Consider the following 22,541-nt stretch of genomic DNA (forward strand, 5'->3'; position numbering starts at 1 on the left):
AGATGGTCCGCTTTACCATCTCCGCCCAGGTCGCGGACGACATTCTCCTGCGGATATTGAATCACTTCGCGCAACGCGGGCTCTGTCCGTCTCGCGTGCAGGCAGTACGGGTCGGCGACACGATGATCATCGATATCGAGCAGCCTCGACTCGACGAACAGGCGGCATCGATCATCCAGGAAAAGATGCGAAACTGCATCGACGTGGCGACAGTCGCCGTGACGAGGCTCGATGAACCATAGGCGGCGGGCCCCGAAATGTTTCGCAATCATCCAGGCCGAAGCGCAACCTTGCGAGAACGTCTCAGGCAATACACCTTGATATATTTCTTCAAGTATTCGAGATGGTTGGCCGAGTGTAGCGGTCGGACGTCGATCGACCCACAAGCAGTCGACAATAGCAAGTTCAGGGCCTTTCTTCGCTCCCCGACTACTGATCGGCGAAGTCGAGATGGGCATTCCCCACAATGCTCGGAAGCGCGATGTCGACGATGTCGCGCAGGAACCGTTCGCCTTCCATACGCCACTCTAGCGCAAGGCGGTGTGAAACTCGATGATGATCCGCCCGTCGGTCCCGCGCCGGCTACCAGTCCACGATCGTTCCGTCGGCGAGCACCGCTTCGCTGGCGTGGATCACTTCCTGCTGGAAGGGGTGGGCGTCGCAAACCGCCTCGTTGACCTCGATACCGAGCCCTGGCGCTTCGGGCAGCTGCCAATGGCCATCCACCATGCGAATGGGCCCCTGCACCACATCGTCATACCAAGGCACCGCACCGACCATCTCTTCCTGGATGACGTGATTGGGCGTTGAGACAGCAAAATGCAGCGCTGCAACACCGGCGATAGGTCCCAGGGGATTGTGTGGCGCGACGCCAACCGAGGCGGCCTCTGCCATCGCGGCAATCTTCTTGGCTTCCAGCAGGCCACCGCAGTGACAGATGTCGGGCTGGATAATATCGACCGCCCGCATCCTGAGCAGGTCGTCATATTCGACCCGGTCGACCAGCCGCTCGCCGGTCGCGATGGGCACGTTCGTCTTTGCAGCCAGCTTGGCCAACGAGAGCGTCTCTCCAGGCGGCAGCGGCTCCTCGACGAACATCGGGCGGCCCGGCGCGAGCGCCTCGATATAGGCCAGTGCGCTGCCGATCGACGCCGGCCGGCCGTGAAAATCCACCATGATGTCGATATCGGGCCCCACCGCCGCGCGCAGGCCGTCCATCATGCGGGAGACATGGTCTACCGTACGTCGATCGACCCCGTAGTGCGAATAGGGGATGAAGACCGCTTTGAGGGCGCGATAGCCCTTCTCCACCACGGCGCGTCCGCGCTCGGCGAGCGCCTCCACGCTGTCGGTCTCATAAACCGCGCGCATGTCGCCCATACCGAGATGGGTATAGACCTTGACCCGGTCCCGGACCTTGCCGCCCAGCAGTCGCCAGACCGGCAGACCTACGGATTTGCCGAAAATGTCCCATAAAGCGATCTCGATCCCGGAAATCGCTGAGCGGCCGATGACGCCGAGCCGCCAGAAGCTGTGCTTGGTCATGATGCGGACGAGTTGTTCGATGTCGCGGGGGTCGCGACCGATGATCAGTGGCTCGAGATCGCGGACCGCGCCATCGACGGCACGAGTCTTCCACTCCAGCGTGGCTTCGCCCCAGCCGTAGAGCCCGTCCACATCGGTATCGACACGCACGAAGACCCAATTCCGCATTTCCGCGTGCACGATCTTCGTTGTCACTCGGGTAATTCGCATGGACGCCTTTCGACAGTTATACGCCAAAAAAAGTGGCCTTCCCGCAAGCGGGAAGGCCACAGGAGAGACCCGGGGGGCACCCGGGAGTCAGAAATTCCCGCGCAGGATCAGCGCGAAGCGCCGGTCCGTGATGAAATAGGAGCGTGGGGCGATCATCCCGCTCGCCGTGTATTGCTGTTCGGTCTGGGTCACCGTGTTGGTGAGATTGACGCCCTGGATGCCGATCTTGATCTGCTTCGTCAGATTGTAGAACACCGAGGCGTCGAGCTGTCCGGTGGCCTTCTGGTAGACCGGGAAATAGGGATAGATCTCGTCGACCGCGGTTTCGAGAAACCGTGAGCGCCAATTATACGCCACTCGAAGCGACACCGGCCCCTTCTCGTAGAAGGCCGTGAGGTTGATATTGTCCCGCGACAGCCCCTCGAAGGGCAAATTGCCGCGCCCGGTCGAGGGTTGGGCCGCCGGAGCGACCGACACGTTCGAGAGAAAGGCGTTGGGCAGCCCCTTGCTCACGACATGCGAGTAGGTGGCACCGGCCCCGAACCCGTTGAGGATGCCCGGCAGGAAATCAAACGCCTGCTGATAGCCGACCTCGAAGCCCTTGATCGTGCCAGTGCCGTTGAAATTGGCCGGCGCGAGCAGGAAGGCAGTCTGGGTCACGCCATTGTTGGTGAAGCTTCGCTGGACGGTGCTCTGATAGAAGAAACCGTCGATGTTCTTCTGGAAATAATCGAAACTGATCGATCCGACCTTCGCGAAGAACCACTCCGCACCGATATCCCATTGGCGCGACACCGCGGGCCGGAGATACGGATTGCCCGCTGTCGCGGTCAGCGGTACCTCGCCGCTATTGACCGACATCGCGACATAGTTGCGCAGGAAGCCGAAATCAGGCCGCTGGATCTGCTTCGACGCGGAGAAACGAAACTGCAGATTGTCGGTCGGGTTGACGATCAGGTTCACGCTGGGCAGCCAGTGACCGAGGTTGGTCTTCACCGTCGCCTGGGTCGAGGCCGCGTTGCTGAAGGCGACGAGGCTGTTGTAGAATGGCTCACCCCGCGCGCAGATCGGCGGCGGCGACGCCCCCGTCTGGCAGATCTGGGCATAGCTTCCGCCGAGCGTGTTCGCCGGGAACTGGATCGACCCGGTGGCGTGATTTCGGGTATCGACATAACGCAGCCCGATATTGCCGCGGATCTTCACCCCGCCGAAGACCGGTTCCTTGGAGCCGAAGTCGAGGCGCAGATAAGCAGCCGTCGTGCTCTCGCCCGAGCTGTCGATCTCGCCCGGGAGATAAGGCGTACCAGGCACCACACCGGCGCGTTGGCCGACCGGGGCCCAGCCACCGGCGAACCCACCGTTCGACTGCTGCCAGACCTTGTTGATGTCCTGGAAGAATTTTGACGCGTCAGCATAATTGTCGAGCTGCTGATGGGCGTAATACCAGCCCTGCGGACCCGGTGTCTTGCCCTGGAAGAAATCGTCGAACTGGAACAGCTCGGCCTGACTCTGGCCCGCCTGGTTGAGATAGACGGCATCGCCCGTCCCGTCCCAGACCTCGCTTACATAGCCCCAGTTATAGGCGGTATAGCGCACGGTCTGCTCGCGGTCGGAATAGCGCACTCCGCCCTGGATCTTCTGGAGGAACGGGATGTCCTCATCGATGTCGTAGCTGACATCGCCCTTGAAGGCCCATTCATCCCCGTCGCTCTCGTCCATATGGTCCATCGCGGCGCGCCAGAAATAATTGGCCGGATCGGCGAAATACTGACTGTCGTTCTGGCCGGCGATGCGCGCGTTGGGCGAGGCATTGTTCAGCGGCTTGTGCGGGATCGCCACCGGCAGGGAGCCGGTCAGGTCGAGTTCCTCGTCAGCGAAGGTGTCGGTATAGGAGGTGAAGTCGAACGATCGGGCGCGCGAGGTGACATACTGGCCGTCGAGCGAGAGCGAGAGCCGCGGCGTCGGCTTCCATTTCCAGTTGAGCGAGAAGTCGCTGGTCACCGTCCGCTCGAACCGGTCGCGCCGCGACAGATTCTGCTGCATGCCGCCGGTCGGGCTCGGCGAATTGGGCTGACCCGACGTCGCGCTGCGCCAACCCGTGCCGGGCTGCGTGATATAACCCTTCTGGAAGACCCCGTCGGCGTCATATTGATAGTCGGTGAAGCCGGCAGGACAATTGGCCGACGAGTTTGCACTCGGCAGGCATCCGGCCGGAAAGGTGTTGTACTCTGACAGACCGCTTTCAGTCTCGAAAGTGTGCTCGGTCCAGGCCCGGGTCGCGAGGGTGCGCAGGAACTGGCCGGTCAGCTGCATCGTGTGATCCGGGCTCTCCCATTGCGCGGCCACCGCGGTGCCGTAGCGCTTGCGATCGGTCTCTTGCGTGCGGAAGCTTGCGCCGATCGGGGCAAACGCGACATTCTTCCCGGGAAGCCGGTTGCGGAGCACGCCCGCTGGCGTGGTCAGCCCGTCGCGGGTCTGGAAATTGGTCGCCTGGATGCCATCCGAGCGGACCTTCAGGTCGGAATAGGAATAGTCGAGCAGCAGGCCGAAGGTGCCGATGCCCGTCTCCCAGGTATCGCTTACCAGTGCCGAGGCCACCGGCGACCATTTGTCGCGGAAGTCGCTGTAAATTCCCTCGACGTCGAACGCGGCGTGGAAACCCTTGCGATCCAATGGCTTCAGCGTGTTCAGGTTGACCGTTCCACCAAGGCCGCCTTCGACCATATCGGCGGTCGGCTCCTTATAGACCTCGATCGAGCTCAGGAGCTCTGCGGGAAAGTCCGCGAGATTGATCGTGCGGCCGAAGCCGGCCGTGAAGCTGTCCCGGCCGTTGACCTGGGTCTGAATCTGGCTGAGGCCGCGGATCTGGACCGTGGTGCCCTCGGCGGAGAAATGGTCGGGATCGTTGCCGCCCTGGAACTTGCTGATCGTGACGCCCGGAATGCGCTGCAGCGATTCGACGACCGACCGGTCCGGCAGCGCGCCAATATCTTGCGCCGTGATGGCGTCGACAAACGTGTCGGCGTTGCGCTTGATCGACTGCGCCGACTGGAGCGAGGCGCGGATACCAGTGACGATGATGTCGCCGGCAGCCGCATCGGCGTCACTCTGCGGGGCCGGATCGGTACCGGCCTGTGAACCTTGCCCGGCCGGGAGAGAAGCCGCTTGATCGGCGTTTTGCGCATGAGCACCTGTGCCGATCGACAAGGCGATAGCCGAAACGCCCGCCGCGAGTGTCCGCACTGTTGCCAGTCGCCGAAGAAGCCCCTTGTCCAAAGCCGTCATGCCGTCCCCTTCCCTTGCCCTGTTCGAGCTGATGCGCGGCAAATATATTGCTCACGCTCGATTCTGCGACAGTTATTAGCAAAGCTATATTATAGTTCAATGCCTAATTTGCACACTATGATGCATATCTCTCCTATCGCATACCTCCGCGACTCTCTCTGACGATGGCAAGGTCCCAAGGCTCCAACATGATCACCTGCCCCGTCCCGACCGGCTTGCCGCGCAACAGATCTGTGCCGCCCGGGTGGCGGTAAGCGATGATCTGGACGCGGGAGGAGAAGTTGAAGAAGAAACGGATGGGGCGGCCGTCGCGACCAACGGCCTCGCGGGTCCGGACGACGTCGGGTCGCACCGGTACCAACGACGAAACCCCGCTTTCGCGCAACAGGTCGCGTACGACGCTGTATTGAAGGCCGTCCGATACGAGGGTCCCTTCATAGGTGAGGGACCCCGCGCCGAAGCGGTTGCGGGTGATCGCGGGCCACCGGGCGAGCGCGGGATCATCGTACCAGGCGAGCGCATGTGCGGTGCCGAGCGCGATGAACTCGGCCCAGGTACCGACCTGATTGGCCTCGCCGGCCCCAAACGGGTCCCCCTTCAACGCAACTGGCCGGTCGAGAGTCGAAAATTCCTGATAGGTGAAGCCAGCGACCTCGGCCAACGGGCCGGGTGCCAGTTGTGCTCGTACAGCGTTATCCTGATTGGCGAAGCCGCTCTTGATCGTCATCAGCGCGTGGCCGCCGCCGCGCACATAGGCCTCGATCCGCTGAAGCAGCCCGTCATCGGCAATGTAGAGGCTGGGAATCAGCACCAGCTTGTAACGCGTCAGGTCGAGCGCCGGGTCGTTCGCCGACAGGAAGTCGACGCCGATATCGGCCTGATAGAGCGCGCGGTGCATCTGGCGCAGCGTGGTTGCATAGCCGCTGGTCTGCTCGGGCTTCCAGTCGCCGCCACCTTCCTTTTGGTACGGCATCAACGAAAGCGCGGTGGCGGAATCCGCGCTATAGAGGATCGCCACCTGGTTTCGAACCTTCAGGTTGGCGATCGCGGGCCCGAGCCGCGCCAGCTCCGCACCGGTACGCCTGACCTCGGCATAAGCGCGCCCGGGCTTGAGATCATGGCCAAGCACCCCCTTCCAATATGTCTCCAGCCCGGCATGCAGCGACGTCCAATGCCAGTAGAGCAGCATGTTCGCGCCGCTTGCGACGTTGGCGTAAAGGTCGAGCCGCAGTTGCCCGTCAAAGGGTGGATATTGCCCTTGCGAGTTCCAGCCGATCGTCTGCGCGCTGGTCTCGGTGACAAAATAATTCTGTCGCTTGAGTGAGCGTGCATAGTCACCCGTCATGGCCTGCCACTGGCCGTCCATCTTGTCCTGGGCGGCGTGATAGACGTTGATGCCGACGACATCGAGGAGGGGAGCGATGGCGAATTCGTCGACATCGCCCCGCATGGCGCTCGCGAAATCGTGCAGGACGATCTGGTCGGGCCGGCGCAGCTTGCGCACCAGCATTGCCTGCCAGGCGAGATATCGGGTGACCCGCGATTTCTGAAAGCGGTTCCACTCGAGCTTGTAGCTCGGGCTGACCGAGAAGTCCGGCCGGGGCATGTCGTCCCAGTCGTGGATCGCCTGACCCCAATAATTGAGGAGCCACGCCCGGTCGAGCGTCTCGGGCGTTCCGAATTTCGTCTTCAAATGCCCGACAAAGGCGCTGAAGATATCGTCGTTGGCGGCACCGTTCGGACCGGTCTCATTGTCGAGTTGCCAGCCGATCACCGCGGGATTGTCGCGGTAGCGCGTCACCAGGCGCGTAACGATCCGTTCCGCATAGCCCCGGAACAACGGGTCGTCATAGTTCATGTTCTGACGCATGCCGTAACCGATCGCGCCGCCGCCCAGCGGTCTCGCCAGCAACTCGGGATGCGCGCGAGCGAGCCAGGGCGGGAGCGAATAGGTCGGCGTGCCGAGGATCACCTTGATTCCTGCTGCGCCGAATGCAGCCACGGCGCGGTCCATCCAGGCAAAGTCGAACCTGCCATCGGCCGGCTCGAAGGTCGCCCAGCTCGATTCCCCCATGCGCACGACGCGGATACCCGCCTGCCGCATGAGAGCGACGTCGGTCGCTATCCGATCGGGCCCCACATCGGCGGGCATATATTCGCTGTAATAGGAGCTGCCATAAAGGATCTGCGACACGCTGGACGACGGCTCCGCGGCTGCCGTCAGCCCGCGCGCCGGCTGAAGCAGCAGCAGCGCGGCCAGACTCAATCCAAATGCCTTCCTCATGGCGGCGTCAGGAGCTCACGGTGTCCTGCCAGGAAATCGGCATGGCGTGGCATGATCGAGGCGACCCGCCGGTTTACCTCGCGAACATCGGACAATCGGTCGAGGGTCGCCTCGCGCGACAGCAAATCCAGTACGGGATGATAGCCGCGCGGTTGGACACCTTGCCCGGCCAGGACGGCGAACCAGCTCGTCTCGGTGAAAAGCTCGTCATTCTCCCGGACGATCCGGCCATTGGCGCCGAACAGGTCGAGCTTGCGCCGCAGTCCTTCGGGCACCGGCAGGTTCTGGCAGTGGCGCCAGAAGGGTGTGTCGTCGCGCCTTGTGGCCTTGTAGTGGAGCACCAGGAAATCGCGGATGGTTTCATAATCCTGGATCGTCTGCCGGTTATAGGCCTCGATCTCCGCGGCGTCGAAGGCGCGCGTCGGGAACAGAGCCATCAGCCGGGCGATGGCCGACTGTACGAGATGGATGCTGGTGGATTCGAGCGGCTCGAGAAATCCGCTGGCGAGACCGATTGAGACGACGTTGCCGATCCAGGGACGCCGGCGATAACCGCTGACGAAGCGTAGCGGACGCGGATCGGCGAGTGGTTCGCTGTCCAGATTGCCGAGCAGGGTCGCTATCGCCTCGTCGTCCGACAGGAAGCAGCTGGAATAGACATAGCCATTGCCGGTGCGGTGCTGGAGCGGGATACGCCACTGCCAGCCCGCGGCGCGGGCGGTCGCGCGAGTATAGGGAATGGGCTCCTCGATCCGCGCCGACGGCACCGCGACGGCGCGGTCGCACGGCAGCCAGTCGCTCCAGTCCTCGTAACCCGAGGCCATCTCCTGTTCGATCAGGCGGCCGCGAAACCCCGAGCAGTCGATGAATAGGTCTCCCTCCACTAGCGAGCCATCGGCAAGCCGGAGCGCCTGCACGAGGCCGGATTCGCCGTCACGCACCACGTCGACGACCATGCCTTCTGTACGCAGGACGCCCTGCGGCTCGGCGATGCTGCGGAGGAAACGGGCATAGAGGCTCGCATCGAACTGGAAGGCATAGGACAGGCGGCTGAGCGGCGACCGCGTTTGCGCCGGGATCGGCCGCACGAACCGCCCCTCGCGCGCCGCGACCGCCGCGAGCGAATAGGCATCGAGCGGCATCGCGTCGCCGAGCAACCTGCCCTTCAGCCAGAAATGCTGGAAATCGACCCCGAGCATCGGCAGTCCGTAGGAGCCAAACGGGTGGAAATAGCGCTCGCCGACCGCCATCCAGTCGACGAACTCGATGCCCAGCTTGTAGGTCGCCTCGGTCGCGCGGACAAAGGCGTCCTCGTCGATTTCGAGCAGCGCGTTGAAGTGCAGCAACTGGGGGATGGTGGCCTCACCGACCCCGACGATCCCGATCTCGTCGGATTCGACGAGTTCGATCGCTACGCCGCCTCCGCCGAGGATCTTGGACAACGCGGCAGCCGTCATCCAGCCCGCCGTGCCGCCGCCGAGGATCACCACCTTGGAGACACGGCCGCCCGGATTGACGCCCGTCATGCGAAAAGCGCCGCGTGATAGGCACCCCCTGCGGGCGGATCGGAGATCGGGCCCTGCGCGTCTTGCGCCTCGACACGATATTCGAGCACGCCGGGCGCGACGTCGAAGGGGCCAAGTGCGACGCTATGCACCGCCCGCCCCTCATGCACAGCCGCCGAGCGCGACCACTCCGGTTGACCAAGCCCGCGATGCAGCAGCGTGATCGGCGTGCCCGGCGCGACACCGGGCGCCACCACGAACAGGCGCAATTTCTCGCCGGCGCGCAGGATCGAGGGCCGGGTCGGCAGGAACAGGCGTGGCGTCGGCGCGGGCGGCGCCAGCGCTGCGACATAGGCCTGCGTCGCTTCCTCGGGAAGCTCGCCGAGGAACTCCTCAAGCGAGAGCTTCAGGCGCTCGACGGCGATGCGCACCAGCTTGTTCTGCATCGAGGCGAGCTGGCCGAGGTCGTTGCGGGTCGCGATCACCGCCTGGAAATCGAGCACGGCCGTACGTACCTGGGGCAGGAGCGCAAGCCAGAGCGACAAGCCCTCAGCCCGGATCAGCGCCTGTGCCCCGGCCATGTCGCCGACTTTACGCAGGGCATCGGCGCGCACCAGCACCGCATCGAGCGCGTGCGCATTCGTGTAGGCGTCGCAATAGGGCACCATGAACTTCACGAAGCCAGCGAGGTAGCCGAGCCGCTCTCGCTCGAGCGCTGAGTCCGCAAGCCGCGCCAGCGCCTCGAACCGGGCCGCCGTGCGGCGCTGGCGCACCAGCATCGCCGGGTCGGGCGTGTTCTCGCGATATTTGAAGGCGTCCTGATAGTCAGCCGAAAGCTCGGCATGCCCGGCATGGCCGTCGGGCGTCGTTTTACCGGTGAAGGTCGACGCGATGGCGCCGCCGGTGTCGCAGTCGAGCATCAGTTCGGCAAGCTTGGGCGCGCGCGCCGACGATGCCTGGGCGCGGGCGAAGCGCGCATAATGCGTGCGCGTGGAGAGGGACGCATCCCAGCCCGCCCTGGCAAAATAGGTCGCAGTGGGATCGACGATCCGGTGCCGCCAATGAATGCCGAGCATGCCCTGGCACCCCAGCGACCTGGCGCGGTGCATATCCCGTTCGACGGTCGACGCGCGGAATTGCGGGAACCACATGGAGGGATCGTCTTCCAGCCAGGGGATCGGCCAGCGCTCGCGGTCCCCGAGCGCGCCGAACGCCTCCGACACCGGATCCCATCCAAGCGTATCACCGAGCGCCGAAAACACGATGTCACCCGGCAGGCTCCGGTGCAGGTGCGTGAAGTGACGCGCGAACCCGCCCCAACCCGCGACCACGAGTCGCTTTTCAGGAGCATGGCGCCGCAGGAAATCATGGGCCTGGACGAAGGCCGTGGTCGAGATCGGCACGTCCTTCGCACGGCTGTCCCAATTGGAGGTCTCGTCCTCCCAGAGCCAGACATGGTCCACCATCGGGTAACGTTCGAGCAGATCGGCCAGCCTGGCCTCAAGCAGGCGCTTGGCTGTCGCGCTTTCGGTGAAACCCGCCGGGTGCGATCGTGCCTCGGGCGGCAGTGCCTCGCCGATCGCCGCCGGGAGCTTGTACGGCTCGAAGCCGATACCCGTGCGAATGCCAAGATCGCGCGCGAAAGAAAGACCATCGCGCAGCAGCGCCGTCGTGCGATCAGCGACCTCCCAATTGTCCGCCGCAAGGCGTGCGGCGTCCGACCCGAAGGTTTCCCGGTCGAACAGCGCCGCCGAGCCCATTCCATAGGTCGATGTCCGTTGCGGCAGATAGCCCCAGCCGCGCGTTGCAGTCGTCTCGAGCTCCGCCTGTTGCCCCGCGCCCGCGAAGCGCACCGACAAATAGGATTCAGTCGGCTGCAGCGTGTCAGTGTAGACATGCATGCCGAACAGATTGAGCCGCATACGCAGCATTGCTGCGAAATAGGCGCGAAAGTCCTCCTGGTTGAACACGCTGATGCAGTTCAGAAAGTCCGGCCAGGGCAACAGCCCCCGGGTGGCGAACGCAGGTGTGGCGCGCCAGGGCCGACCGTTTTCGGGAAGGGTCCAGCCCTTTGCCCTTTCCGGCGGGGTCGTCATTCCGTCGAGGCCGAACACCGCGCCCTGCCGCTCGAGCAGGTCGAACACCGCGTGGAGCAATGCCTGTTCGCTGGCCGCCCGCAACAACACCGCCTCACCGGCTCGAGTGATCTCATAACTCTCGCCGCCCAGCGCTGGAACGATCGAAAGCACAAGTTCGAGACCGGGCACCCGGTCAGGCGATTCGATGATTCCAGGGGCCAGGCCCAGCGCGACGACGCCGCTGTGCAATTCCTGCACAGCCAGCCGGGTCTTTGCCGTGTCGGGGCATTCCCGGCGAACGCGAAGCGCGGCGTTCCGCCCGGCCGCCAATGCGGGATGAACGATCGCGGCAAGCCCAGCGGCAGTGCCGCTTTTGATCAGCGTTCGCCTGTCTATCATGTGCCTCCCCTAAATTCTGGGAGACACCTGTATTAAAGGTTTTGCCGAATCGCAATACAGCTAGGTGACGCCAGCACCCGCCAGGACCCGCACCGTGTCATCGAAATGAGCGGACATCGCATTGCGCGCTCCCACGATATCCTGGTTCACAATGGCCTCGGCGATGGCCTCGTGCTCGACGATCATCGCCTCCCGTTCCGCATGGACGCGATTCTTCCATCCCAGGGGCCAGGTTTGCCGGGTGACCGGCGCAAAGGCCTTGATCATGATCGAAAAGAGCGGGTTTTGGCTTGCATCGGCGATGGCAGCGTGGAGCGCGATGTCATGTTGCCAGATGTCGTCAGGGCGGTCGAACGCGGTGCGCATCGCGCGCGCATGGCCGAGAATGGTTTCGGCCTCCTCATCGGAACGGCGCAACGCGGCGAGAGCGGCAGCGCGGACCTCGAGGCTGCGCCGTACATCGAGCACCTGCTGTACCGTGACATGGCGGGTATGGACCACATGGTCGAGCAGAAGCCCCACCACATTCTCGTCGGGCACGGAGACCCGCGCGCCCCGTCCGTTGCCGACCTCGACGATCCCGAGCGCGGATAGTGACCGGTTCGCCTCGCGCATCACGATCCGCGATACGCCGAACCGCTTGGCGAGCGCGCTCTCGGCGGGCAAAGGGTCGCCCTGTCGAAGCCCGCCGGACTGGATGAGGTCGATGACGGCATTGATCGTACGCGCGACCATCCCGTCGCCGCGCCATGCCACCTCCTTCTCGAGCGGCGCATCAAAATCCGCCATCATTTTCTCCAAATCTCTACTGCAATAACATCTTAGGCTCGCTGACAGATACTGACAACGTTGATCACCAACCGGCATCAACCTCTAGCACATGGCCACTGACCATGCGCGCGCCATCGCCTGCCAGGAACAACACTGCCGACGCGATATCCTCAGGTTCGATGCGCTGCTTGAGGCATTGCCGCTCGAGGACCCAGGCGGCGTAGGCATCGGCGCGATCGCCAAACACGCGCGCCTCAGCCTCCGATACCACTGCGCCGGGCGAGACGGCGTTGACGCGGATGCCGAACGGGCCGAGTTCACGCGCTAGGCCCTTGGTCAGGCCGAGCATCGCGCCTTTCGACGCGACATAGGGAACATAGCCGTCCCACGCGCCGCTCAGCGTCACCGAACAGAAATTGACGATCGATCCAGCACCTTTCGCCTTCATCGCCGGCGCGACTGCCTGCGCCAGCGCGAAGGCCGCGCCGACATTGACCCGCATCTGCTCCTCATATTCCGTCAGCGAGAACGCCTCGAAGGGGCGGTTCACGATCAACGCCGCATTGTTGATCAGGACGTCGATCCCACCGAACGCCTGCGCGAGCGCCCCGACGGCAGCGCGCGAGGCTTCAAGATCGGTGAGATTCTGTTCGACATAGTCGACGCTGCCCGGCCCGGCGCGATCGATCTCCGCGATCACGGGCCGCGTCTCGTCGGCAGATGCCCGGTCCAGCAGCAGCAGCCGCGCGCCAGCGCCGACAAACGCACGCGCCTGCGCCCGCCCCAATGAGCCCAGCCCACCCGTCAGTAGCACCGTCCTGTTCTTCATGCGCTTTTCTCCGCTAGCCTTTGGCGCCATTATTGACATTTCTGTATGATAGGTAGCTAATGTTTTGAGACAATGACCAAGGAGGAAGCGTGGCCAGCATCGAACGGATTCATGCGGGCGGCGATTCAGTCGGAGAAAGCGCCCTGTGGTGCGAGCGGACCGGTCGCATCATCTGGGTGGATATCGTCGGTCAGAAAATCAACGCTCTTACCCCGGTGTCGGGACAATTTGAATCATGGGACACACCGGATCTCCCCACGTCGATCGGATTGTGCGCCAATGGCGAGGCCGTAGTCGGCCTGAGGCGCGCGGTGACCCTGTGGGACTGGCAGGGCGATTTTCGTCCCCTGGCGATTCCGGAGCCCGACCTTGCCGACAATCGCCTCAATGAAGGCAAGGTCGGGCCCGATGGCGCCTTCTGGGTCGGCACCATGCAGGACAATATCGGCCCGGATGGCGAACCCGTCACCATGAACCGCTCGAGCGGCGCGATCTATCGCGTCTGGCGAGACGGGCGGGTCGACGCGCTTACGCCGCGGGAATTCGGCATCTGCAACACCATGGCATGGACCGTGGACGGTGGTTTTCGATGCGCCGACACCCTGGCCGACGAACTCTATTTCTACCCGATGGGCCGCGACGGCCTGGGCGAGCGCCGGCGTCTCCTTGCGGGCGGCGCCCCCGGGCTTCCGGACGGATCGGCGCTGGATCGCGACGGTGGATTGTGGAACTGCCGGGTCGGCGGCGGCTGCGTGATGCGCATCACTCCGGAAGGACATGTCGATCGGGTGATCGAGTTGCCCTGCTCTCAGCCGACGAGCTGCGCCTTTGGCGGCCCCGGCCTCACCACCTTGTTCGTCACCTCAGCCCGCTTCGGCTTGCCGGCGGACGAGCGTGCCAGCCCCAACGAGGGCGCACTTTATGCGCTCGATATCGGCGTCTCGGGCACGCCCGAATTCCTGTTCGGCTAACATCTTTCTCCGGGAACCTTCATGACCTTTCTCCTTCGTCTGCTTGGCGCCGCTGCCCTGGCCCCCTTTGCGACCCCGGCCGTGGCGCAGAACGCAGTCGTCCGGCTCGCCTACGACCCGCAAGCCTCAGCACTGGTCGACGGCGTCAGCGGGGCCCGCGCCCGGATCGACGGCGCTTTCACCATTGCCGACTCCCCCCTCGGCCCCGCCGTCAGGCTTGACGGTGACACCACGTCGATCTCGATGGCGCCGGTCGAGCGGCTGGTCGATGGATCGAGCTGGAGCGTCAGCGCCTGGATCAAGCTCGACGCCCTGCCCTGGAACGAGGCGCCGATCCTCGATCAGGCGGGCCCCGGCGGAAAGCTCTTCCTCGGGTTCGACGCCTATGGGCGTCTGATCGCGCAACGCCGCGACGCGAGCGGTGCGGCACAAAGGATCGTCTCCACACGAGCCATCGGCCCGCGCGCCTGGACATTGGTAGCGCTCAGCTTCGACAAGGCCAAAATGCAGCTGTGGATGAACGGCGAGCCGCTTGCCGCCACCGCGGCCGATGTGCCAGCGGCCGCACCCGACAGTTCCGACACGCCGCTGCTGATTGGCCGGGTTCGAGCGCCGGCCCTGCCCTTCCCAAGCAACGCGATCCATCCGATCCTGCCGGTCCGTTTCAGCCTGGAAGGCAGCATCGCGCGCCTGACCGTGTTCGATCGTGCGATGACCGCCCGCCAGGCGCGCGCGCTGCTGGGCGATGTCCCTATTGCCCAGCGCGCGACCGCACCGGCGCCCGGCCTGCCGCGATGGACGGGCGGGCCGGGGCCGTTCGGCGCTTTCCATGCGACCTTGCGCTACGACCCCGCCTGGGACAGCCCGCGCCGGGTGGCGGATGGCAGCGACGTCGTCGTGCGCTTCGCCGATTCCCCGGCCCAGCTCGTCTTCTGGCAGGGCGCCAATTATATTCCGGCCTGGGTCACCGAGAACGGACGCTGGTACAGCGACCAGTTCATGGAGATCTACGGCAAGCCGCGCTGCCCCGATGGCGAGGATTGCGAGCCGATGTCGGACAAGCATGTCCGCTATTCGCATGTCGAGATCCTGGAGAGCACGCCTGCCCGTGCTGTGGTGCATTGGCGCTATGCGCTGTCGGAAGTCGAGAACGACAAGCTGGCGGACGCTGCCGATCCGCGCAACTGGGGTGCCTGGGCCGACGAATATTGGACGGTCTATCCCGATACGGTGGCCGTGCGGAAGCAGGTGCTGTGGACCGACCATCCCGAGCGCGAGGCGAGTGAGTTCCAGGAATCGATCGTCATGATCCCGGCGGGGGAAACGCCCGAGGACAATATCAATCTGGACGCCCTGACTCTGGCCAATCTGAAAGGCGAGACGAAGACCTATCAATGGCTCAGGCGCACCGCGACCGACTTCGCCAAGCCTCGCGGCCCCGACCATTTCACTGGACTGGACGACCCGATGATCCAGTGGATCAACCTCAAATCGACCTGGAAGCCGTTCGAGGTCGCTGGCGCCGGGCCGGCGAAGTTCGAAGGGATCAACTGGGAACCGTCGATGTCGAGCTTCGAATGGTGGAACCATTGGCCCGTGGCGCAGATCCGGTCGAGCGGGCGCCCGGCGCTGACGTCGGACCGGCCGAGCCACAGCTCGCTCTCGCATATCTATTGGCCGATCGCCGAGAAGGACGACAAGCGCCTGGTGCGGCATCTGCTGACCGGCCTGACCACGCAGGGCGCTGCCGACCTGGCACCCCGTGCGCGCTCCTGGCTGACGGCGCCGGCAGCGAAGGTCGGCGACGGCGGGACGGCGCGCTATGACGCGGCACAACGCGCCTATGTGATCGAGCGCGGCGCGACTGCCGGGCCGGTCCGCATCGAGATCGCCGCCAGCACGCAGCAGCCATTGATGAACCCCGCGTTCGTGGTCGAGGGCTGGCAGGGCAATGCCCGGGTGACGATCGAGGGCGCGCGCACGGGCGATGCGGCGCCAAAGGTCGGGCTGGTCGAGACGCTGCAGGGCCGCAGGCTGGTGGTCTTCGCACCGCTCCAAGCGGAGCAAAGCCTGGTCGTCACCCTCACCCCCGAACCATGACGGCGGCCGAGGCCCGCATATCGCCTCTCTCCGTCGTGATCGTCGGCGGGGGCACGGCGGGCTGGATGACGGCCGCGGCGCTCGCGCGCCTGATCGGCAATTCGTGCATCGTACAGGTGGTCGAATCCGAGGAGATCGGGATCGTCGGCGTCGGCGAGGCGACCTTGCCGCATCTGCGCGGGTTCAACGCGCGGCTCGGCATCGACGAAGCCGATTTCATGCGGGCGACCTCGGCGACCTTCAAGCTCGGCATCGAATTCGTCGACTGGGCCAGGACCGGAGACCGGTATCTCCATCCCTTTGCCCGGTTCGGGCGCGACGCGAACGGCGTGGGCTTTCACCATCTCTGGACACGCGCGCTGCATCGGGGTCTTGTGCCGGGGCCACTCGACGCTTTCTGCCTGCCCGCGGCGATGGCGCGCGGCAATCGCTTCGCGCATCCGGCGCAGGACGACCGCCGCATCGAGGCGGGCTATGGCTATGCCTATCAGTTCGATGCGACGCGCTTCGCTCCCTATCTGCGCGGGATCGCGGAAGCTGCCGGAGCGGTACGCACCGAAGGCCGGGTGGTGGATGCCGAACGCCATCCCGAGACCGGCGACGTCAGCGCGCTGATCCTTGCCGACGGCCGCAGGATCATAGGCGACCTGTTCATCGACTGCTCGGGGTTTCGCGCGCTGCTGGTCGACGGAGCAATGGGCGAACCCTTCGAAGACTGGAGCGCCTGGCTGCCCTGCGACCGGGCGGTCGCACTGCCCTGTCGCACGACCCAGGCCCTCACGCCGTACACCTCGGCCTATGCCATGGCCGCGGGATGGCGCTGGCGGATACCGCTCCAGCACCGGACCGGCAACGGCTATGTCTTCGCCAGTGCCTTTATCGACGAACAGGCAGCCACCGACGCGTTGCTCGGGGCGATCGAAGGCGCGCCGCTGGCCGAGCCGCGCGTCCTGCGCTTCAAGGCCGGGCGCCGCCGCCGCGCCTGGGTCGGCAACTGCATCGCGATCGGCCTGTCCGGCGGCTTTCTCGAGCCGCTCGAATCGACGAGCATCTACCTGATCCAGGCGGCGATCACGGCCCTGCTCGAGCTGTTTCCCGAAGGCAGCGGCTCGCCGGTCGAACGGGACGCGTTCAACCGCACGCTCGACCTCGAATATGCCCGGATCCGCGACTTCCTGATCCTCCACTATCACGCCACCGATCGCGCCGATTCAGCGTTCTGGGACTATGTCCGGACGATGCCGATCCCCGACAGCCTGGTCGAGCGCATCGCGCTGTTCCGCGCGCGGGGCCGGATCGAACCGCATGCGCAGGGCCTGTTCCTCGAACCGAGCTGGCTTGCCGTGCTGATCGGCCAGGGCGTCCTCCCACGCGACCATGACGTCCGCGCGGACATGATGGCCGATGCCGATCTGGCCGCGGCCTTGCGGGAGATGCGCGACCGGATCGCCGCGACGAGCGATGGGATGGCGCCGCACGGCGACTATGTCGCTGACTATTGCCCGGCGGGCCTGGCGTGACCGGGCGGCTGCGCCGTGTCGTGGTCGCCGGCGGCGGTGTGGCTGCCGCGATGGCGGCGGTCGCGCTTGCGCGGCGCCTCCCCTGGATCGAGGTCAGCTGGATCGACACTGGCCGGACACAGGATGCCGTCGAGGATCTGGCCGGCGCGGCGCGGCCATCGCTTGGTGCCTATCATCGCGCCATCGGCCTGGACGAGCGCGACATCCTGCACCGCACGACGAGCGGCGTCCGCTTCGGGACGATGATCGAAGGATGGAGCGCCAAGGCCGTTCTGCGGACGCATTGCCCGTTGCCGCAGGGCAGCGCGGGGGTGCCGATCCACCATCTCTGGCTGCGCCTGTACGACGACGCCGAGGTTCCGGCGTGGAGCGCGATCATCCGAGGCGGATGCGTCGACGGGACGCCCGCGCTTCAACTCGATCTCAATGGCTATCGGGGAGCGCTCCGCGCGCTGAGCGCGCGCGCCGGCGTCGTCCGCATCGAGGCGACGCTTGCCAACATCACGCGGTCGGCCGACGGCGCGGTCATCGAGCGGGTGCGCCTGTCGAACGGCCTTGACCTGACGGCAGACCTCTATGTGGATGCGACCGGCGGGCAACGGTCCCTGACCGGCCGGCCTGAAGCGGGATGGATCGACTGGTCCGCCAGCCTGCCGACGCGCCAGCTCGTCTGGGAACGTCGAAGCTCGGCCACGGCGCCGACGCCATTCGACCGGCTGGTCGCTCGGCCGGGGGGCTGGCAGATGGAAATGTCGCTCGCCGGGGCGATGATCTGGTTGACCGGACTGGCGCAGGACGCGCCCCTCGAAACAGCGCAAGGGCCGCAGCCGGACGAGACGTGCACGCTTGCGCTGGAACAGGGTCGGCTCGCCGAGCCTTTCAGCGGGAATATGGTCGCGATCGGCTCGGCGGCGGTCGCGCTCGAACCGATCGGGGCGACGGCGCTGCATCTGGTCTGCCAGCAGATCGAGCGGCTGATCGGGCTTTGGCCGGGAGGCGGCCTGAATCCGGTCGAGATCGGCCTGTACAATCGCCGCGCCGCGATGGAGGCCGACCGCCTGCGCGATTTCGTCCAACTCCACTATCTCGGCGTGGACCGGTGCTCAGCCGGCCTGTCCGCCGCGCTCGCGGAGGACATCGAGCTGTTCGCCGAGCGCGGCCGGCTCGTGCCGCGGGACGAGGACGGCATCGAGGCGGACGAATGGGTCGGCCTGCTGCTCGGGCTCGGCATCCGCCCGCGCCGGCGCGACGCTCTTGCCAGCGCCATATCGCTTGCGGACGCGCGGCAGCGGATCGCCGCGGCTGTCAAAACCGGGCAGCGCTTCCCGATGGAGAATGTACGATGACAGGGCTGCGCCTCGACAGGATCGTCATCGTCGGCGGCGGAACCGCAGGATGGATGGCGGGGGCGGCGCTGGGACGCTTCATCGTTCCCGGCGGCACCGAAGTGGTGCTGGTCGAATCCGACGAGATCGGCACGATCGGCGTGGGCGAGGCAACGATCCCGCCGATCCAGAAGTTCAATCATTTGCTCGGCATCGGCGAGGCCGAGTTTCTGCGCGCGACTTCGGGCACGTTCAAGCTCGGCATCGAGTTCGTCGATTGGGGGCGGCCCGGGGATCGCTACATCCACCCCTTTGGGCGGTTCGGGCGCGACATCGCGGGAATCGACTTTCACCAGCTCTATCTTCGCGAACGGCAGCGTCGTCCGCTACCGCCGATCGACTCCTTCTCGATCGGGGCACAGGCCGCACTGGCCGGGCGATTCACGCATCCGCGGGCCGACCCGTCCCAGCCGACGCACGACATCGCCTATGCCTATCATTTCGACGCCACCCGCTACGCCCTGTTCCTGCGTAGCTTTGCCGAGCGGCGGGGTGTCGTGCGGCGCGAAGGCCGCGTCGTCGACGTCGCGCTCAATCCCCAAACGGGTTTCGTCGAGTCCATCCTGCTGGCTGACGGCACGCGCATCGGCGGCGATCTGTTCATCGACTGCTCGGGCTTTCGCGGCCTGCTGATCGAGCAGCAGCTGTCGACGGGCTTCGAGGACTGGTCGCACTGGCTGCCCTGCGACCGGGCGATCGCGGTCCCGAGCGAGAACCACGGCGCGCCGCACCCCTTCACCCGCTCGACCGCGCGCGAGGCCGGCTGGCAATGGCGCATTCCGCTCCAGCACCGCACCGGCAACGGCCATGTCTACGCATCCGCCTTTCTCGACGATGACCGGGCAGAGGCGATCCTGCTCGCCAATCTGGAGGGCGCGGCGCTGGGCGCGGCGCGACCGCTGCGCTTTGCGACCGGCCGGCGGCGGCTCGCCTGGAACCGCAATGTCGTCGCGCTCGGGCTGGCGGCGGGTTTCGTCGAGCCGCTGGAGTCGACCAGCATCCATCTGATCCAGCACGGCATCTCGATGCTCCTCGCGCTGATGCCGGACAAGGATTTCGCCCCCACCGAGCGCGACGAATATAATCGCCAGATGCGCGCGAGCTTCGAGGCGGTGCGCGATTTCATCATCCTTCATTACAAGCTGACCCAGCGCGACGACACGGAGTTCTGGCGCTATTGCCGCGAGATGAGCGTCCCCGAGACATTGGCGCAGCGCATGGACCTGTTCCTGCGCCGCGGCCGATATCTCAAGGGTGACAACGACCTGTTCACCCTGAACAGCTGGGTCGCGGTCATGCTCGGCCAGAATGGCTGGCCGTCGGGATATGATCCGCTGACCGACGCGCTCGATCCCGACAAGGTCGGGCGCCAGATCGATCTGGCGCGGACCGCCATCACCGGTGCGGTGGCGGAAATGCCACTGCACATGGACGCGCTGCGCCAGATGAACGCGACCGAGCCGCAGCCCGACGACCATGTTCCGGCTGCCTGATCCAGCCCCCATCGCGGAGTTCGAGGCGGTCGACCGGGCACGCTTCGAGGCCGAGATACGCCCGCTCGGGCGCCCCGCGGTGCTGCGCGGCGTAGCGCGGCACTGGCCCGCCGTGGCGCGGGCCCGGCACAGCGACGAGGCGATCCTGCGCTACATTGCGGATCTGGCTGTCGATGGGCCGGTCGATGTGGTGGTCGCGCCACCGAAGGTGAAGGGTCGCCTGTCGTACGAGCGCGATCTCTCCGGGCTCAACTTCCTGCGCGGTCGATCGAGCCTGGGCAATTTTCTCAATCGGCTGCTGCACGACCGCGACACCGCGCGACCTCATGCGCTCGCTCTGCAATCCGCCGCGGTGCCCCAGCTGCTGCCGGGCTTCATGGAGGCCAACCCGCTCGCGCTGCCGCCGGCGGTGGCGATACCGCGCATCTGGATCGGGAATGCGCTCTGCGTCGCGATCCATGCCGATCTCAGCGAGAACATCGCCGTCAATGTCGCCGGGCGGCGGCGATTCACGCTGTTCCCGCCCGAGGCGATGGACAAGCTCTATGTCGGGCCGGTCGAATTCACCCCGGCCGGGCCACTCACCAGCCTGGTCGACCTGACCGCGCCCGACCTGGACCGCTTCCCGGCCTTTGCCGACGCGATGGCGATGGCGCTGGTGGCGGGGCTCGAGCCGGGCGACGCGCTCTACCTGCCCTTCTACTGGTGGCACCACGTCCAGTCGCTCGACGCGGTGAACGTCCTGATCAATTATTGGTGGGTCGACGCTCCCCGAGAAAAGGTGGCCAATCCGCTCGACGCGGCGATGCAGGCGATGCTGACCATGGCCCGGTTGCCGCCCGACCAACGCCGCGTGCTCGAGGTCATGCTGCGCTATTATGTGCTGCAGGAGGGGCTGCCGCCTGCGGCCCATATCCCGGAACCGGCGCGGGGCGCGCTGGCTGAGATAGGCGATGCGCGGCTCACAGGATTGCGCGGCCTACCGGACGATAATCACGGCATCCAGGACACCCGAACGCCGATCGGCTGAACCGCCCCACCGACAAAGCACCAATTCCCTGTTCCTGGCCATGGAACAGGGAAATAACAGGGAAATCTTTTATTTTTCGAGCCGATCGAGCAGATTTTAGCGTAAATTACAGTTTACAAACAATATGTTAGTTGAATTTCCCTGTTATTGAATAACAGGGAAAAATTTTCCCGGAACAGGGAAATCCATTTCACAACGATGAGAAAGAGCGGGGCGGTGCCAGAGAGAACACCGTCGTATCCCACCCTGCCATGGGTGACCGCCAGTTTGAATCGATGCAACACCCCTCGCTGCGTACCGATCCGTCATGCCGCAGCCTCGTCCAGCCATCGCTCGGCAAGCCGCACGAGCAGCCGCGACTGCTCCCAACGGTCCGAATATTCGCGACCATCAAGGGTGCGCGCATAGAAGATCCGGGACGAGAGAAGTTCCGGCGCGAACGGAAATTCGGCATTCGGGCCGTGACGGTCAAGGAAGCTGCGGAAGACGGCGCCCCAGAGCTGACGGAAATGCTCGACGAACGGAAGCGCAAGCGCGTCCTCGAGCGTACCGAGACCGACTTGAATCGCGCCGCCATCGCCGATCCGCCCGTGCATGAAGTCGATCCTGTCGATCACCGGCCGCATGAAGGCGAGCTTGTGGGTGAAATCTCCGTAGGGGAGCTCGAGGCCGGTATACCAGTGCGAGAAATCCCCGTTGAGGCGCAGCTCCGGGAAGCGCCCGACGAATCCTACGCTCCGCCAGATATCCTGGAACAGGGTCGCCCGGTGGATTTCCACGAACAACGGCAAGCGCTCGACCGACGCCGCATCGAGCACCGCCTCGATCAACCGATACGCCTCGTCGTCGTCCTCGATGCCCCAGCCCAGATGGATCGTCAGGCATTCGAGCCCGGCCGCGGCGCCTTCCGCCGCAAGCCGATACGCATCCTCCGACCGATTGACCCGGCCGCTGCCACAGACGCGGAGTCCCTCGGCGCGCACTGCCTCGACCAATCCTGCGTCGAGCGGCTCGATGAACTGCACCCCATCATAGCCGGCGGCGCGGATCGCCGCCGGCCATCCCTGGGACGGCGTATCGAGCCCATCGAGCGCGAGCCAGTGCATGAAGCTCGCGAGGCGCGGTCGAGTCGCCAT

At 65.3% G+C, this 22,541-nt stretch carries 15 protein-coding genes; 7 read left to right on the forward strand and 8 right to left on the reverse strand.

Annotation, left to right across the window (positions count from 1 at the left end):
* The first annotated feature begins 2 nt into the window (after positions 1-2).
* Positions 3-242, forward strand: a complete 240-nt coding sequence (locus tag WC729_RS11605; RefSeq protein WP_372852773.1) for a hypothetical protein — start codon at positions 3-5, stop codon at positions 240-242.
* 340 nt (positions 243-582) lie between these two features.
* Here the strand turns inward: WC729_RS11605 and dgoD are convergent, their stop codons facing one another.
* The 7 genes from dgoD to WC729_RS11640 all read right to left on the reverse strand — a co-directional run bounded on the left by dgoD (position 583) and on the right by WC729_RS11640 (position 12,906).
* The gene (gene dgoD / locus WC729_RS11610) at positions 583-1,815 is read right to left on the reverse strand and encodes a galactonate dehydratase (protein WP_372852775.1); all 1,233 of its coding nucleotides are present in this window, start codon (positions 1,813-1,815) and stop codon (positions 583-585) included.
* Positions 1,816-1,842: 27 nt separating this feature from the next.
* Positions 1,843-5,040, reverse strand: coding sequence for a TonB-dependent receptor (locus WC729_RS11615; protein ID WP_372852777.1), 3,198 nt, complete (start codon positions 5,038-5,040; stop codon positions 1,843-1,845).
* Between the two features lie 133 nt (positions 5,041-5,173).
* Positions 5,174-7,324: a beta-galactosidase gene (locus WC729_RS11620; RefSeq protein WP_372852779.1), complete on the reverse strand. Its 2,151-nt coding sequence runs from the start codon at positions 7,322-7,324 to the stop codon at positions 5,174-5,176.
* A complete protein-coding gene (locus tag WC729_RS11625) occupies positions 7,321-8,850 on the reverse strand; it encodes a tryptophan halogenase family protein (RefSeq protein WP_372852781.1) in 1,530 nt (509 codons plus the stop codon). Before WC729_RS11625 ends, WC729_RS11620 begins: the two co-directional genes overlap by 4 nt.
* The gene (locus WC729_RS11630; protein WP_372852783.1) at positions 8,847-11,306 is read right to left on the reverse strand and encodes a hypothetical protein; all 2,460 of its coding nucleotides are present in this window, start codon (positions 11,304-11,306) and stop codon (positions 8,847-8,849) included. Before WC729_RS11630 ends, WC729_RS11625 begins: the two co-directional genes overlap by 4 nt.
* Positions 11,307-11,366: 60 nt before the next feature.
* Positions 11,367-12,173: a FadR/GntR family transcriptional regulator gene (locus WC729_RS11635; protein ID WP_372852785.1), complete on the reverse strand. Its 807-nt coding sequence runs from the start codon at positions 12,171-12,173 to the stop codon at positions 11,367-11,369.
* A complete protein-coding gene (locus WC729_RS11640) occupies positions 12,160-12,906 on the reverse strand; it encodes an SDR family oxidoreductase (protein WP_372852787.1) in 747 nt (248 codons plus the stop codon). Before WC729_RS11640 ends, WC729_RS11635 begins: the two co-directional genes overlap by 14 nt.
* An 89-nt stretch (positions 12,907-12,995) precedes the next feature.
* On the opposite strand from WC729_RS11640, the gene WC729_RS11645 reads away from it, so the two are divergent.
* The 6 genes from WC729_RS11645 to WC729_RS11670 are packed head-to-tail and all read left to right on the forward strand — an operon-like array spanning position 12,996 to position 21,405.
* Positions 12,996-13,877, forward strand: a complete 882-nt coding sequence (locus WC729_RS11645; RefSeq protein ID WP_372852789.1) for an SMP-30/gluconolactonase/LRE family protein — start codon at positions 12,996-12,998, stop codon at positions 13,875-13,877.
* 21 nt (positions 13,878-13,898) lie between these two features.
* Complete coding sequence (locus WC729_RS11650; protein ID WP_372852791.1) at positions 13,899-15,977, forward strand: LamG domain-containing protein; 2,079 nt, start codon at positions 13,899-13,901, stop codon at positions 15,975-15,977.
* A complete protein-coding gene (locus WC729_RS11655; protein WP_372852793.1) occupies positions 15,974-17,497 on the forward strand; it encodes a tryptophan halogenase family protein in 1,524 nt (507 codons plus the stop codon). Before WC729_RS11650 ends, WC729_RS11655 begins: the two co-directional genes overlap by 4 nt.
* Positions 17,494-18,843, forward strand: a complete 1,350-nt coding sequence (locus tag WC729_RS11660; RefSeq protein WP_372852795.1) for a tryptophan 7-halogenase — start codon at positions 17,494-17,496, stop codon at positions 18,841-18,843. Before WC729_RS11655 ends, WC729_RS11660 begins: the two co-directional genes overlap by 4 nt.
* On the forward strand, positions 18,840-20,375 hold the full coding sequence (locus WC729_RS11665; protein WP_372852797.1) for a tryptophan halogenase family protein: 1,536 nt from the start codon (positions 18,840-18,842) through the stop codon (positions 20,373-20,375). Before WC729_RS11660 ends, WC729_RS11665 begins: the two co-directional genes overlap by 4 nt.
* Positions 20,359-21,405, forward strand: a complete 1,047-nt coding sequence (locus WC729_RS11670; RefSeq protein WP_372852799.1) for a cupin-like domain-containing protein — start codon at positions 20,359-20,361, stop codon at positions 21,403-21,405. The genes WC729_RS11665 and WC729_RS11670 overlap by 17 nt, the downstream gene beginning before the upstream one ends.
* 305 nt (positions 21,406-21,710) lie before the next feature.
* Here the strand turns inward: WC729_RS11670 and WC729_RS11675 are convergent, their stop codons facing one another.
* Complete coding sequence (locus WC729_RS11675; RefSeq protein WP_372852801.1) at positions 21,711-22,541, reverse strand: hypothetical protein; 831 nt, start codon at positions 22,539-22,541, stop codon at positions 21,711-21,713.

Source organism: Sphingomonas sp., from assembly GCF_041661825.1.
GTDB lineage: Bacteria > Pseudomonadota > Alphaproteobacteria > Sphingomonadales > Sphingomonadaceae > Sphingomonas.